Source organism: Streptomyces sp. NPDC048389 (genome assembly GCF_040706335.1).
Lineage (GTDB): Bacteria > Actinomycetota > Actinomycetes > Streptomycetales > Streptomycetaceae > Streptomyces.
Map to the genome: position 1 here is coordinate 14,825 of NZ_JBEZKP010000043.1, position 15,470 is coordinate 30,294.

General features: G+C 66.4%; 7 protein-coding genes. All 7 read left to right on the forward strand.

What is annotated here, in order from left to right; all coding sequences use genetic code 11:
• The first annotated feature begins 213 nt into the window (after positions 1-213).
• A complete protein-coding gene (locus AB0903_RS25100) occupies positions 214-10,758 on the forward strand; it encodes a LamG-like jellyroll fold domain-containing protein (RefSeq protein WP_366706389.1) in 10,545 nt (3,514 codons plus the stop codon).
• A 56-nt stretch (positions 10,759-10,814) separates the two neighbouring features.
• The gene (locus AB0903_RS25105; protein ID WP_366706391.1) at positions 10,815-11,261 is read left to right on the forward strand and encodes a hypothetical protein; all 447 of its coding nucleotides are present in this window, start codon (positions 10,815-10,817) and stop codon (positions 11,259-11,261) included.
• Positions 11,262-12,438: 1,177 nt separating this feature from the next.
• Positions 12,439-13,086, forward strand: a complete 648-nt coding sequence (locus AB0903_RS25110) for a hypothetical protein (protein ID WP_366706393.1) — start codon at positions 12,439-12,441, stop codon at positions 13,084-13,086.
• Positions 13,083-13,511, forward strand: coding sequence for an SUKH-3 domain-containing protein (locus AB0903_RS25115; protein ID WP_366706395.1), 429 nt, complete (start codon positions 13,083-13,085; stop codon positions 13,509-13,511). The genes AB0903_RS25110 and AB0903_RS25115 overlap by 4 nt, the downstream gene beginning before the upstream one ends.
• 150 nt (positions 13,512-13,661) lie before the next feature.
• Positions 13,662-14,174: a DUF4265 domain-containing protein gene (locus AB0903_RS25120; RefSeq protein ID WP_366706397.1), complete on the forward strand. Its 513-nt coding sequence runs from the start codon at positions 13,662-13,664 to the stop codon at positions 14,172-14,174.
• A gap of 272 nt (positions 14,175-14,446) precedes the next feature.
• Positions 14,447-14,752 carry a NucA/NucB deoxyribonuclease domain-containing protein gene (locus AB0903_RS25125; protein WP_366706399.1) on the forward strand — a complete coding sequence of 102 codons (306 nt, stop codon included), beginning with the start codon at positions 14,447-14,449 and terminating at the stop codon, positions 14,750-14,752.
• Positions 14,753-15,184: 432 nt separating this feature from the next.
• Positions 15,185-15,334 carry a hypothetical protein gene (locus AB0903_RS25130; protein WP_366706401.1) on the forward strand — a complete coding sequence of 50 codons (150 nt, stop codon included), beginning with the start codon at positions 15,185-15,187 and terminating at the stop codon, positions 15,332-15,334.
• Positions 15,335-15,470 lie beyond the last annotated feature (136 nt).

Genomic DNA, 15,470 nt, shown 5'->3' on the forward strand with positions numbered 1-15,470 from the left:
ATCGGGCAGGCTCGCGAAGCTCTTGTAAGCATCGCATAAGTTAAGGGCCTACCCATGCGCAGACATTGGGCGCGCGCCCCTCGCTTGTTCCCGCCAGGCAAATCTGGCCGGCGCAGAGCGAGGGCGACCGCCGTCGCCACACTCGCTTCCTTCTCCCTCATGCTCAGCACCGAGACGGCGGTGGCCCAAGGGGTCACGCTTCCGGCGCTGAGCATGCCTCAGATGTCCCTGTCCGGCCTGTGGACGTGGATGAACAAGTCCCCTGGACTGGACACCCCCGACCAGCAGGGCGGCACGGCTCGCGGTAAGAGCCACACCGCGTCCGCCTCCGCCACCAGCGCCGACGGAGGCGTGGGCCGCAAGCCCGGCAAGGGCAAGGGTGAACTGGACGCCTTCCAGCGTCCCGTGGACCGGCCCAAGGCCACCACCACCGGCAAGGCGCCCGGCGACGCCGACAGCTTCGACCCGAAGACCAGCAAGCGCGACGCCAAGAAGTCCACGGCCACATCGGACTTCTACGTCAACACCGACGGATCCACCACGATCCGTCACTTCTCGGGTGTCTCCAACTTCAAGGCGGACGACGGCACCTGGAAGCCGATCGACACCACGCTCGTCAAGGACACCGACGGCAGGCTCCAGCAGCGCGCCAACACGCTCGACATCGAGTTCGCCGCGGACGCCGCCGACCGGCAGCTCGCCTCCGTCGACTTCGGCGAAGGACGCACCCTCGCCTACGCGCTGCGCGGCACCGCGAAGGCCACGCCCAGCGTGGACGACCAGGGCACCGTCACCTACGCGGGCGTCCTGCCCGAGACGGACCTGCAGCTGGTGCCGCTCGCGGAGGGCTTCAAGGAGAACATCGTCCTGCGCTCGCCGGACGCCGCGCACTCCTGGGTCTTCCCGCTGGAGCTGAAGGGACTCACCCCGCGTCTCACCGACGACGGCTCCGTCGAGTTCACCGACGCGTCCGGCAAGGTCACGGCGACGATCCCGCATGCCTTCATGGAGGACGCGAAGATCCACCCGCGGTCGGGTGAGCCCACCCGTTCGTACGCCGTCGACTACGAGCTGACGGAGGTCGGCGGCAAGCCGGCGCTCCGCATGACCGCCGACTCGTCGTGGCTGAACGACCCCGAGCGGGTCTACCCGGTCACCGTCGACCCGACGATCACCGCCAGCAACACGACGTACGTCCAGAGCAACTACAGCGCCGACCGCTCGACCGAGAGCCAGATCAAGGTCGGCTCGTACGACTCGGGCACCAACAAGGCGAACTCGTTCCTCCAGTTCTCCTCGCTGGGCACCACGCTCAAGGGCCAGCGCGTCACCTCCGCCAAGCTGAACGTGTACGCGATCTGGTCCTCGACCTGCACCGCGACGCCGTTCTACGTCCACCCGGTGACCCAGTCCTGGTCCCCGACGACGACCACCACCTACCCGGGCCCGTCGTACGGTTCCTCCATCGGTTCCGCCAAGCTGGACCCCGGCGCCTCCTGCACCAACACCACCGGCAGCACCAGCGTCGGCGTGAAGATGCCGGTCACGTTGTCGACCTCGTGGTTCGACCAGGTGGCCACCGGCGGCGCCAACTACGGCCTCGCGATGACCGCGCCGGTCAACGACAACCTGCACTGGAAGAGGTTCCACTCCGACAACTCGGCGACCTCCTCCTGGCGCCCGGCGCTGGAGCTGACCTACACGGCCAACACCAAGCCGCAGGTCAACGCCCAGTACCCGCCGGAGAACTTCCAGGCCAACACCCTCCAGCCGGAGCTGCTCGTCTACGCGAGCGACGCCGACAAGTGGCCCCAGGCGCTGTCGTACACCTTCGAGGTGTACGACGCGGACAGCACCAGCACCACGCCGGTCGCCTACTCCACCGCCCTCAGCCGAGGGAGCTGGAAGATACCCGCCGGCAAGCTGAAGTGGAGCAAGAACTACGTCTGGTACGTCGGGGTCTCCGACGGCTATACGGAGATCACCCACTCCAGCCGCTTCACCACCGCCGTCCCGCAGCCGCCGGTCACCTCGGGGCTGGCCCAGAACACAGCGGGCCACGAGTTCGACCCGTCCGACGGCAACTACACCACCGAGGCCACCGACGCCCAGGTCTCGGTCGTCGGCCCCTCGCTGGAGATCGACCGCTCGTACAACAGCCTCGACCCGCGTCTCGACAACGCGTTCGGCGCGGGCTGGTCGACGGTCGCCGACATGAAGGCCGCCGAGCACAAGGACCCGGCCGGCACGGTCACCAGCGTGGAGATCACCTACCCCGGCGGTGAGCAGGTCGCCTTCGGCCGCAACCCCGACGGCACGTTCGTGCCCCCGCTCGGCCGGTACGCCCGGCTCCAGACCGTCACCGGCGGCTACGCGCTGACGGACAAGGACTTCACGGAGTACGCCTTCACCACGGCGACCGCGAAGGCCGGAACGTACGCGATCACCAAGATCAAGGACTACGCGGGCCGCACCGAGACGTTCACCTACACGTCCGGCAAGCTGACGAAGATCACCAATGTGACGTCCGAGCGGTCCCTGACGCTCACCTGGTCGACCCCGGCCGGTGCCACCGCCGCGCACGTCGCGACGGTCACCACCGACCCGTCCACCGCGGGCGACGCGACGACCGCGCAGAAGTGGACGTACGGCTACGCCGCCGACCAGCTCACTACGGTCTGCCCGCCGGCCGGCACGGTCAAGTGCACGACGTACGGCTACGCCACCGGCAACCACTACCGCACGACCGTCCTCGACGCCGACCCGTTCGCCTACTGGCGGCTCGGCGAGGCGCCCGGCGAGACGGTCGCCAAGGACACCGTCGCCCTCAACCAGGGCAAGTACAACGGTCTGTTCCACAACGTGACCCTGGGCGGCGCCGGTCCGCTGGCCGGTTCCACCCAGAAGTCCGCCGGCTTCAACGGCACCTCCTCGTACGTCGAGATGCCGAGCGCCCCGGGCGCCACGCCGTCGTACATGACGGTGTCGCTGTGGTTCAAGACGACCACGGCCGGCGGTGTGCTCTTCTACTACGGTGACAAGCCGCTGAGCGACCCGGACCCGGTCGCCAACACCACCAAGAACACCCCGGCGGTGTACGTCGGCACCGACGGCAAGCTGCGCGGCTGCCTGGCGATGTCCCCGGGCTGCATGACCACCATCACCTCGGCCGCCACGGTCACCGACGGGCAGTGGCACCAGGCCGTGCTCACCGGTGTGGCCAACAGCCAGACGCTGTACCTCGACGGTGTGTCCCAGGGCTCCCTCTCCGGCACCATCAACGACTGGGACCAGCCCTACATCTCCCTCGGCGCCGGCGTGAACCACGACGGCTGGCCCGCCATGAACCCGAACGACAAGCTCGGGCACTACACCGGCTCCATGGCCGAGGTGTCGATCTACTCCGAGCCCCTCACCCCCGCGGTGATCACGGCCCAGTACCAGGCGGCGAAGAAGTCCGCCGGGTTGCTCAACAAGATCACCACGCCGGAGGGCAAGGTCCAGGCGGACGTCGTCTACGGCACGACCGACGACCAGGTCCTCCAGGCCACCGACGGCGAAGGCGGCACCTGGAAGCTCAACCCGCCCACCATCACCGGCTCCTCGCAGGTCTACCGGTCCTCGGTCATGGGCTCCGCCCCGGCCGGCTACTGGCGCCTCGACGACACGCTCGGCGCGCCGCAGGCCGCGAACGAGGTCAACACCGGCTTCGGCACGTACAACACCGTCACGCAGGGCGTGGCGGGACCGTTCGGCACGGGCGACGCGACCGCGGCGAGCTTCAACGGCACGTCGTCGTACGCGGAGATCCCCTTCAACCCGTGGCACGGATCGGGCGAGCGCGCCGTCGAGCTCTGGTTCAAGACCAGCACGCCGGGTGTGATCCTGTCCGACCAGTCGAAGCCGCCGACCGAGGCGACCCCGTCCGGCACCTGGAACCCGTTGCTGTACGTGGGCGCCGACGGCAAGCTGCACGGCCACTGGTGGAGCGTCTCCGGATCCGGAAGCACCGCCTTCGGGTCGACGGGCGCCGTCAATGACAACAAGTGGCACCACGCGGTCCTCTCGGCGTCCGGCGACACGCAGACCCTGTACGTCGACGGCGTCAAGCAGGCCGACTACAGCGGCGCGGCGAAGGACCAGTCCAACACCCGCACCTTCATCGGCGCGGGCTTCGGCAAGTACTGGTACAGCTCCCCCGGTGACGTGAGCTTCTTCAAGGGCTCCATCGCCGAGGTCGCCACCTACGCCCACCCGCTGAAGGCGGACGACGTCGAAGCGCACTGGAAGGCCTACAAGGCGTCCTCCGGTGTCGCCCCGGTGCGGACGGTGAAGCTCACCGACCCCACCGACAAGACGCTGACGTACGTGTACGACGCGGAGATGGGCAACCGTCAGCTCGCCGCGATCGACACCAACGGCAAGCGGACGACGTACGGCTACGACACGGGTGGCTTCCTGCACACCGTGACCGACGCCAACGGCAACCGCTCCATCAACGGTCACGACGTGCGCGGCAACACGGTCTCCACGACCACCTGCCAGGACACGGCCGCCAACAAGTGTTCCACCGAGTACTACACGTACTTCCCGGACGCGACCACGGCCTTCCCGCCGTTGGACCTGCGCAACGACCTGCTGCTCACCGAGCGGGACGGCCGTTCCTCGGGCCCCACGGACAACACGTACCTGACCAGCTACACCTACGACACCGGCGGCAACCTCACCTCGGTGACCACCCCGCCCGTCCCGGGCCACCCCAACGGACGCACGGCCACGACGACGTACACCACGTCGACCACGCCGGCGGCCGAGGGCGGCACGGCGGTCGCACCGGCCGGCCTGCTCAACGAGGTCACGACCCCGGGCGGCGGCAAGACGAAGCACGTCTACTACGCCAACGGTGACCTCGCCGAGGTCGTCGACGCCAACGGCGCCAAGGTGAAGTACACGTACGACAACCTGGGCCGGGAGACCGCCAGGACCGAGATATCCGACGCCCACCCCAGTGGGCAGACGACCACCCAGGCGTACGACAAGAACGACCAGGTGGTCAGCGACACCGGCCCGGCGGTCACCAACCGCGTCACGGGCGCGGTGCACCAGGCGAAGTCGACCACGGAGTTCGACGCCGACGGCAACGTCCTGTCGCAGACCGTGTCCGACCTCACCGGCGGCGACGCCCCGCGTACGACGACCATGACGTACGACGCGTACGGCCGCATGGCGACCCGTACCGACCCGGGCGGCGAGACCGTGTCGTTCGAGTACGACGTGTACGGCAACAAGGTCAAGGAGACCGACCCGGACGGAACCGTCAACACGTACACGTTCGACGGCGAGGGCAGACCTCTCACCACCAACCTGCTCAACTACACCGGCGACCCGCACAACCCGTCGGCTCCCACCACCCTGGTGCAGGAGTCCCGGGCGTACGACCCGGCGGGCCGACTGGCGTCGATCACGGACGCCATGGGCTGGGTGATGGCGTACACCTACACCGACGACGGCCTGCTGTCCACGGTCACCCGACAGGACCCGCAGAACGGCAAGTCGTTCACGGAGCAGGTCAACACCTATGACGCCGCCGGGAACCTGATCAAGCAGGTCACCGACGACGGCCGGACCACGAACACCTTCACGGTGGACGCGGCCGACCGCGTGACCACCGCGGTGCTCGACCCGGGCGGTCTCGGCCGCTCGACGAAGGTGTCCTACGACCCGGACGACAACGTCGTGTCGGAGACCGAGAGCGACCCGGTCACCGGTGAGAAGAGCACCGTCGACCGGCTCTACGACCGCCTCGGCAACCTCACCGGCGCCACCGTCCACGACGGCACCACCGCACCGGTGGCCCGCTACAAGCTGGACGAGACCACGGGGTACTCCGTGGGCGACTCCTCGGGCGCCAACCACACCGGTACCCACGGCACCGGAATGCACTGGAACACCGACCGGGGCGGCAGCGCGGTCTTCGACGGCAACGCCGAGTCGTACGCGCAGACGGACGGCCCGGTGGTCAACACCACCGGCAGCTTCTCCGTCTCCACGTGGGCGAAGATCACCGACACGTCGGTGAACCAGTCGATGATCACGCAGGACGGCGAGCAGATCTACGGCTTCGTCCTGTACTACTCCACGGGAATCGGCTGGTCCTTCGGCCGCCGGACCGCGGACAGCACATCGGCCGGCCTGGTGCGTGCCGCTTCCGGCACGGCCGCGGTGACCGCCAACACCTGGACCCATCTCGTCGGTGTCTACGACGCCGAGGCGGCGAAGATCCGCCTGTACGTCGATGGCACCCTGGTCCAGGAGACCCCGTTCGCCAGCCCGTGGGACGCGAACGGTCCGTTGCAGCTGGGCCGCCACAAGTTCGGCCCCTACGGCGGCAACCACAAGGGCGGTCTCGACGACGTCCAGGTCTACAGCGAAGCGCTGACCGCGGCGCAGGTGTCGTCCGTCAAGGGCGGCACGCTGCCGGCAGCGGGCAGTTCCGTCCGCAACACGACCTGGAAGCTGGACCAGCGCGGTCTGCCGCTGTCGATGACCGACCCCAACGGGGTGACGACCGACTACGGCTATGACGAGGCCGGTCAGCAGACCACGGTCACCGAGCCGGCCGTCAACGCGGAGCAGAACGGCGGGACCCCGGTCTCCGTCCGCCCCGTGTCGATGACCGGGTACAACACCTTCGGCGAGCCCACCGAGTCCTCCGACCCGCTCGGCAACGTCGTGGTCACGGCCTACGACGCCGAGGGCCAGGAGTCCTCGACGACGATGCCGAACTACACCCCGCCGGGTTCCACCACTCCGATCACGGCCACGGCCTGGAACGAGTACAACAAGCTCGGCCAGGTGACAGCCGAGGTGGACCCGCTGGGCAACCGCACCACGTACACGTACACGCAGCTGGGTGCCCTGGCCTCGGTCACCGAGCCGGGCGGCGGTACCACTCGGTACACCTACTCGGTCAACGGCGAGCAGCTCTCGGCCACCCGGCCGAACGGCGCCCGCCAGGAGATGACCTGGGACTACCTGGGACGGCCGCTCACCAGCACGGACATCGTGCGGCAGCCGACACAGCGCGCGTACACGGCGATCAACGAGTACGACGCTCCGGGCGGCGAGCTGTCCCGGACGGTGAGCCCGAACGGCGTCGCCGAGTCGTACACGTACAACGGGGTCGGTGAGGTCACCGAGGTGACCGACGCCGCCGGCAGCGTCAGCAAGTACACCTACAACATGGACGGCGAGGTCCTCACCGCGACCGAGCCGGACGGCACGAGCACCAAGAACACCTACAACGGCTTCGGCGAGCTGGTCTCCACCAGCGACCTGGCGGCCGACGGAACGGTGATACGCACCGCCGGCACGAAGTACGACCGCGCGGGCACCCCGGTCTCGGTGACCGACTACCGAGGCAAGACCACCACCCTCACCCTGGACCCGACGGGCCTGGTGACGAAGGCGGTGCAGCCGGTCTCGGCGACCGAGTCGATCACCACGACCTTCGGCTACGACGTGGCGGGCAACCGCACACGCTTCACCGACGGTCGAGGCAACCCGTTCCTGACCACCTACAACAGCTGGGGGATGCCGGAGTCGACCATCGAACCGTCCACCCCGGCCCACCCGGACCTGGCGGACCGCACCTTCACCACGGTGTACGACGCAGGTGGCCGGGTCGCGGAACAGCGTTCCCCGGGCGGCGTGGTCATCGCCAACCACTACGACGCGAAGAGCCGCCTGGTCCGCCAGACGGGAACGGGCGCCGAAGCGGAGACGGTCGACCACACCTACAGCTACGACGCCGACGACCAGCTGGTCTCGGCCGCGGGCATCGGTGAGGACCTCAACACCTTCGCCTACGACGACCGCGGTCTGCTCCTGTCCACGTCGGGCCCGTCGGGTGCCTCGTCCTTCGCCTACAACGGCGACGGCGCGATGACCTCCCGTACGGACGCCTCCGGCACGTCGACCTACGGGTACGACACGGCCGGCCGGCTGAAGACGGTCAACGACAGCGCCACCGGCTCTGCGATGACCTTCGGGTACGACGTCAACAGCAGCGTGACGTCGATCGACTACGGCTCGGGCAAGTCCAAGCGGACGTTCGGATACGACGCTCTCCAGCGTCTGACCAGCGACAAGCTGACCTCGCCGACCGGGAAGGTGCTCTCCCAGATCACCTACGGGTACGACGCGAACGACAACGAGACGTCGAAGACGACGAGCGGTGTCGTGGGTGCGTCCACCAACACGTACACGTACGACTGGGCGAACCGTCTGACCTCCTGGAACAACGGGACCACGACGGAGGTCTACGGCTACGACGCGTCGGGCAACCGGACGCGTGTCGCGGGTGACACCTACACGTACGACGCCCGCAACCGGCTCACGTCGGACGGACACAGCACGTACGGGTACACCGCGCGCGGCACGATGAGTTTCGTCACGGACGAGGCCGGGATCCAGACGTCCATCAAGGCGGACGCCTTCAACCGTGTCATCAGCGAGGGCGACCGGACCTACGCCTACGACGGTCTCGACCGTCTGCTCACGGCGAACGACGCGACCTCGGGCCCGCTGCACAACTTCCAGTACAGCGGTATGGGCAACGATGTGGCGTCGGACGGCTCGGCCGTCTACAGCCGCAACGTCGACGGCTCGCTGCTCGGTGTGAAGACCCCCGTGTCGGCGGCGCTGTACCTGACGGACATGCACACGGACGCGGTGGCTCAGTTCACCGACGCCGGTGAGGTGCTGTCGGGTTCGGCGACGTACACCCCGTTCGGCAAGGTCGTCGAGTCGGCCGACATGCTCGGTCACCTCGGCTATCAGTCCGGCTGGACCGACCCGCAGACGGCCAAGGTCAACATGGCCGCCCGCTGGTACTCCCCGGAGACCGGCCAGTTCAACAGCCGCGACACGGTGGGCCTGAGCCCGCTGCCGTCGTCGGTGAAGAGCAACCGGTACGCCTACGCGGACCAGAACCCGATGACGATGACCGACCCGACCGGCCACTGGTCGATCGGGGGCGCCTGGAAGAGCCTCAAGAAGAAGGCCAACAAGGCCGTCAAGAAGGTCGCGAAGGTCGCCAAGAAGACGGTCAAGAAGGTCGCGAAGGTCGTCAAGAAGGCGGCCAAGAAGGTAAAGAAGGTCGCCAAGAAGGTCGTCAGGTCAGCCAAGCGCGCGGTGCGGAAGACCGTGCGTTATGTGAACGACAGCGTCAAGAAGGTAAAAAGATACGTCAAACGGACCTATACGAAGGTCAAACGTGTCGCCCATAAGGTCGTCAAGCACGTCAAGAAGAAGGTAAGAAAGGTCGCCAAGGCCGTAAAGAGCGTGGCGAAGAAGGTGGTGAAGGCCGCCAAAAAGGTCGGCAAGGCCGTCAAGAAGGCAGCCAAGGCCACCGCCAAGTTCGTCAAGCAACACGCCTCGACCATCGTTTCAGTCGCTGTGGGCGTCGCGGTCTTCGCCGGCTGCACGGCCCTCACAGCCGGTGCCGGTGTCATCGGCTGCGCTGCCCTCGCGGGCGCGGCGGCCAACGGCGTCGGCTACCTGATGAGCGACGGCCCCAAGTCGGTCGGCGGCTTCCTCGGCTCGGTCGCCGTCGGCGCGGTCACCGGAGCCCTCGGCGGCGCGGCCGGCGGCGCTGCCGCAGGCGCGGTGGGCCGTCTGCTCGCCGGTGTCGGCGGCAGGACGGCGACCGGCGCGGCCATGGGCGCCGCAGGCGGTGCCGCGGAAGGCGCGGTCGGATACGGCGTCTCCTGCGTCAGCAGCGGTGAGGGATGCAGCGTCGGTGGCGCTGCCCAGGCCACGGCCGTGGGCGCGGTCACCGGTGGCGTCTTCGGAGCGGCGGCCAGCAGGTTCGGCCGCAAGGGCTGCACCCCGCACAGCTTCACCGGTCTGACCGGTGTGCTGATGGCCAACGCCACGACCAAGCCGATCTCCGAGGTCAAGGTCGGGGACTACGTCCTGACGGCCGAGCCCGGCAAGAAGGAGAAGGAGAAGCACAAGGTCAAGAAGGTGATCGTCACCAAGACCGACCGTCACTACGTCGATGTCGTCGTAGCGACGAAGGCCGGTCCGAAGACGATCCAGACCACCAAGCACCACCAGTTCTACGAGAGCACCCGCAACTCCTGGACCCAGGCCGGCGATCTCAAGGCGGGCCAGAAGCTCCAGGACGGCGCGGGCGGCGCGGCGACGATCGTCAAGGTCAAGTCGTACGAGGCGCAGCGTGTCACCTACGACCTGAGCGTCGACGGGCTGCACACATACCACGTACTGGCGGGCACCGTTCCGGTGCTCGTACATAATGACAACGGCGCCGGCCAGGCGTGCCCGGCGAACATCACCATCAGTCATGAGACGGGCATGCCCAAGTCCCAATTCAAGCTCAAGGCAGATGCACTCAAGCAACTGAGTGACCAAGGGGTCCTCGTCAAGGCTCCGAACCCTCTTCCGCCGCGAGCCGGCATCGAGAAGGGATACAAGCAGGAGTTCTTCAAGAAGGTCCACAAGCAGTTCAACGACGTGAACCCGGAGTTCGTCAAACGAGCTCGCCAGCGAATCTTCGGTAACATGAACCCTGACCACGTGTGGGAACTCCAGTTGGGCGGGCCTGACGTCGTGGGCAATCTCCACATGCTCGACGCCTTCACCAATCAAGCGATCGGCCGGCAGATCAGGCAACAGATCAGAACTCTGCCGGACCACACACCGATATCCATCACCATCCAGGGGCCTAAGTGATCACCGATGAATTCAGGCAGACCCTCTCGAGGGTCCGCGAAGCCATCGAATCCGACATGGAATGGAGCATCTGCAACTCCATAGACGAGGGCCTTTCCCGGCGTCCGGAGTTGGACGCTCCGGAGGAGTACGTCGACTTCCTGACGGCTGCCGACGGGGCCATCATGGGCTCGGTGGTGATCCTCGGGAGGAGGTTCGTCGAGCGGGCCCAGGGACTGATCTCGCCGGGCATGGTCGAAGTCCCTGAAGAGCCGAACGGATGGTTCGTCGTCGGGAAGATCAACGAGAATCCCGTACTCATCAACCGTCAGGACGGTTCGGTCTGGACCTACCCCGACCTGCGGAGTTCCTGGTGGGCGAGCCGGGACTTCGAAAAGGTGGCGGACGGCCTTGCCGAGTTCGTCATGAAGTACGGACTCGGCCCGGGGTACCTGCGGGTGACCGGTGTCCCGGAGTCGGATGAGTGGTGGCAGATCCTGCGCTCACTCGGATACGTCGAGTAGGCCAGTCGGATCGTCGCCAAGGGAAGAGGCGACCGGCGACGTGCGGGTACATCGCTCCTTCGGTGGCCCGCACGTCGGCCGCGTCCTCGTCGAGTGAGCCCGATGAGTCTCTGATCAGCAGCCTGTAGACAGTGGGCCCCGCCGACCCGGCGGGGCCCACTTGCCCTTTGCCGTGCCCTGGAGCCACTGCTGACCGTCGACGCGTCCGCAAGCTCTGTCTCCCATGGCTGACTCCTAGAGAGGCACTTGGCGCCGCAGGTGCGTGACGTCCGGGACGTCGACGACCTGGGCAATCTCCGGGCGGACGGACTGATCCCGCTGATTCGGCACAGTGCGGAGGGCCTCGGACAACGGGTCGCGGCCCTCCATCGTGCCCGGTCACGGAATCTCCCTGAAGGAGTTCTACCGGCAAATGGACTCAAGGACGACGACAAGTACGTCGTTCAAATTGCGAAATAGAATCCAGCAAACAGGAAGGTGAATCGTTCCGGGTTCGGTAGGGACTCGATCGTTTGAGAGGATCGAGTTATGGCACGTCCTTCCCAGTGCTGTACCGCGGCTGGACGAACTTGGCCGTCCCAGCGGAGTCGACGCCCAGGTCCATGCGGGAACCAACCCCATCCCCATCCGGCTGGAATTCTTGGCCCACGGCAATAGAGGATTCCAACTCAGCGGATATCTGGACAACCCGGCTTCCGGAGTGCGTACGGGAAGGATGCCGTAGCTGAGGAGTAGAGGAACAGCCGAGTAAGAGTCTGGGCGCAGCAGGTATTAACCTGTTGCGCCCAGGCCGTTTCGGAGGAGAGATATGACGCGCGCCACCCCTCCTCGCCCGGTCGATGTCGAGGCGGTTTTCCCCGAACTGAGCGCGTACCGTCGCACCGCGACCCGTCTCCACCCCAGGCCCGGCGCCCCAGGCGCCGAGGACAGCTCGGTGGGCGGGCCACTGCTCTGGCCTGCCGGTGAAGCCTGGCCGATGTGCACGGAGACGCACCGGCGCCGCTACGGGGACCGCCCGGCGGATGTGCGGTTGCGACGGCAGATCCTGACAGAGGCCTGGAGTCGTCCACAGCTTCCCGGACAGCGGCCGGGGCCGACGGACGAGGAAGGCGATGTACTGAGGTCCCTCAAGCGGGGACGGCACGCTCCCTGGCTCCAGAACACGGACCCCACCCCCATGCTTGCCGTGGCACAGCTGTACCGAAAAGATGTCCCCGATCTCGCGGGTCCTGCGGATCACGATCTGCTCCAGGTGCTCTGGTGCCCGTTCGACGCGCATGGCGGCCATCACGAGCCGGCGGTGGAACTGCGCTGGCGCCACTCCGACGAGGTCGGTGAGACTCTGACCGACCAGCCCGAGCCCGAGGTGGTGGGTTCGGAGGGCTATGTGCCCACACCGTGTGCGCTGGACCCGGAGCGGGTGATCGAGTACCAGGACATCGGCCTGCTGCCGGAGGACCTGCAGGAGCGCATCGAAGAATGGGAGGGTGACGAGGAGGAGCTGGACGAGGACTCCGTTCTCTACCAGTCCGACCTCTCGATCGCGCCGGGGTGGAAAGCCGGCGGATTCGCCTCCTGGCATGCGACCGACCCGGCCCCGGTGGTGTGCGACTGCGGGCGGGAGATGATCCTGCTCCTCACCGTTGCGAGCAAGGAGTGGGACAACGGAAGCCAGAGCTGGATCCCGCTGGAAGACCTGGCGACGGCGGACGCCATGGGCGCCAACATCCCCACGGAAGTCACCGTCGGCCGCTGGGGCTCCATGAACGTCTTCGTCTGCCCCGAGAACGCGGACCATCCCGCACGGTTCAGCTTCCAGGGATGAGCGGCGTCTCGGTCCCGCCGAGTGACGGGAGACTGCGCGAGGATGAGGTGGACGTCGACCGGGCGGTCTCCGCGTACCGGGATGCCGGATACGAGATCACCGACCGGCATCGTGAGTTCCTGGAGAACTACGGCGAGCTGGAAATCACCTGGGTCTATGCCAAGACCGGCCGTGAGGTGACCATCGCCGTCGACCTGGAAGAAGCCCTCGACGTGTTCCCGCTCAACGTCCGGCACTGCGCCCGGAAGGTGGGAATGGACGTGCTACCCGTGGGGTGGGCATTCGACACGGACGTGGTCATGCTCCTGGCCGAGAACGGCGACATCCTGTTCGACGGTGACGCCGGAACACAGCGGGTGGCGAACGGCTTCGAAGAAGCCGTGAAGGCCCTGATCTCGGATGACTGGGACAAGACCTTCTCCTGATCCCGCTGATTCAGCACGTGGCTGACCTCGATCTTTCGTGACGGTCCGTCGGCTTGTCCGGCGGGCCGTCACGAAAGATCGAGGTTAAGAGGAGCGGCGGGCGCCCATGTGGCGCCCGCCGTTGGCCATCAGTACGAAACGGAGATCTTCATGGCATCTCACTTGATCGATGGAACTACCTATGTGACCCACGAAGACCCCGTGTGGCGTAGCGAAGAGAATTACATGGGAATGGTGGACCTGGTGCCGTTCGGAATGGCGAACTCCTTGGAGCAGCTCTGGCTGAGGCCCACCGATGGTGAATCCTATGTTGTTTCGTGCATTCCGTTCTTTGCGTACGGTCTGGCCCTTGGAGACACAGTAATACTTCGCGACGGAAGGTTTGTCACCAGCGTTCATGGACGATCAGGTCGCCGCGCATTGCGGGTTATGTTCACCGAATCACCCGAGGTGTCACAATTGTGTAGCATGCTTCGGGATATGCTGATTTCACACGAACTCATGAGCGAGTGGAACGGTGACAGGCATGTGGCGGTCGATGTGACGGATTCATCGGTGGTGATGTCTCCGGTGTTCGACGCTGTGGAGCCCATGGTTCGGCGGGGTGCGGCATTTTGGGAGTGGTCCGATGCGCGGACTCTCGACGGAAGCCTGCCGCAATGACAAGGAATCCGTGAGGCTTGGATTTCAGGAAACAGTGGAGGGCTGCGATTCCCGGTCAGGGGCGCGGCCCTTCGGTTTTACCCGGTACCCGAATGGTCTGGCGGTGCGGGAACCGATGATGAACCTGTGTCGTCGGGGTTCACCAAGCAGGGTCGTTGCATGATTGGGATCTGTCCGGGTTGATCACAGGAGGCCGAGCGCCGACAGCGGTCGGAGGTCGGCCAAGGCCACGAGGCTCCGTCCACGAGATCGAGTCGGCTGTGCACGGGTCTATGGCAGCCACCCAGCAGAGGGCAGTTCAGGCTGGAGCACCGGCGATCCTCACCCGGCGAACGGGAGAGCCAAATCACCGGAGGAACAGGCGTCATGCTCAGGCTCATGCACCTCGGCCTCGCCAGTTCGCCTCCAACGCAACCTGGGAGGAGTATCCCTTCGCCTCGTCCTACGAAGGCGGGGCGGGAGCGACGCTCACTCTGGCGCCGGGGACAATCAATTCCAGCCACGGCAACTCCCTGAAGGAGTTCTACCGGCAGAACAAACTCAAGGACGGCGACAAGTACGTCGTGCGAGTCAAGTAATAGAATCCAGCAAACAGGAAGGAAGGTGCACTCGTGCTTTCGGAATCGATCGAAGGTCTCTGGCAGGAGGCAGAGCGGCTGAACCGCCCTGTTGTCTCGCTCCGCGCCCCGGGTGTCAGCCCCGAGGAGGTGGTTAACGCCTTCGGTGGGCCGGTCCCCAGCGACGTTGTGGAATGATTCAGCTGGTGCAACGGCGTCGATTGGCGCCCTAACCAGAAGCAGGACGATGCCGCCTTGATTCCGGGGTACGAACCGCTCTCCGTACGGGATTCCGTCGCTGTCAAGGCGTCTTACGGAGGCGGCGACCCCCTTCTGGGGGACAAGTGGTTCCCACTCCTCGGTACAGGCGGTGGCGATTTCTACGCGGCTGTTCAAGACGCGTCGTCTACATCGCCCCATGTAGTCAGCGTCATGATCGGCGAGGACTCGAGAATGGCCTATGAGAGTATCGAGGAGATGGTCAACGCATTCCGGGACTTCTATCGGTCCCGAGTGTTCTTTGTTGCCGCAGACGGCACCCTGGACGCGGACGACGATCAGTGGATCGCGACCGAGACGGGGTCCCGCCCGGACAGTGCATGAGTGTCTGATGCGGTGACGCCATGAAGGCCCGGCCGGGGATTGTCTCGGCCGGGTCTTCTACGTTCCTGCATGGCGACAGCGCACGCGCCCTCTGATGGCTGGCTGATGGACCACCGAGCGGGGGCCGAGCGCCTGC

Coding starts and splice junctions, on each gene's coding strand:
- AB0903_RS25100 (WP_366706389.1), top strand. CDS start 214: ATGCCTCAGATGTCCCTGTCCGGCCTGTGGACGTGGATGAACAAGTCC.
- AB0903_RS25105 (WP_366706391.1), top strand. CDS start 10,815: ATGGAATGGAGCATCTGCAACTCCATAGACGAGGGCCTTTCCCGGCGT.
- AB0903_RS25110 (WP_366706393.1), top strand. CDS start 12,439: ATGCTTGCCGTGGCACAGCTGTACCGAAAAGATGTCCCCGATCTCGCG.
- AB0903_RS25115 (WP_366706395.1), top strand. CDS start 13,083: ATGAGCGGCGTCTCGGTCCCGCCGAGTGACGGGAGACTGCGCGAGGAT.
- AB0903_RS25120 (WP_366706397.1), top strand. CDS start 13,662: ATGGCATCTCACTTGATCGATGGAACTACCTATGTGACCCACGAAGAC.
- AB0903_RS25125 (WP_366706399.1), top strand. CDS start 14,447: ATGGCAGCCACCCAGCAGAGGGCAGTTCAGGCTGGAGCACCGGCGATC.
- AB0903_RS25130 (WP_366706401.1), top strand. CDS start 15,185: ATGGCCTATGAGAGTATCGAGGAGATGGTCAACGCATTCCGGGACTTC.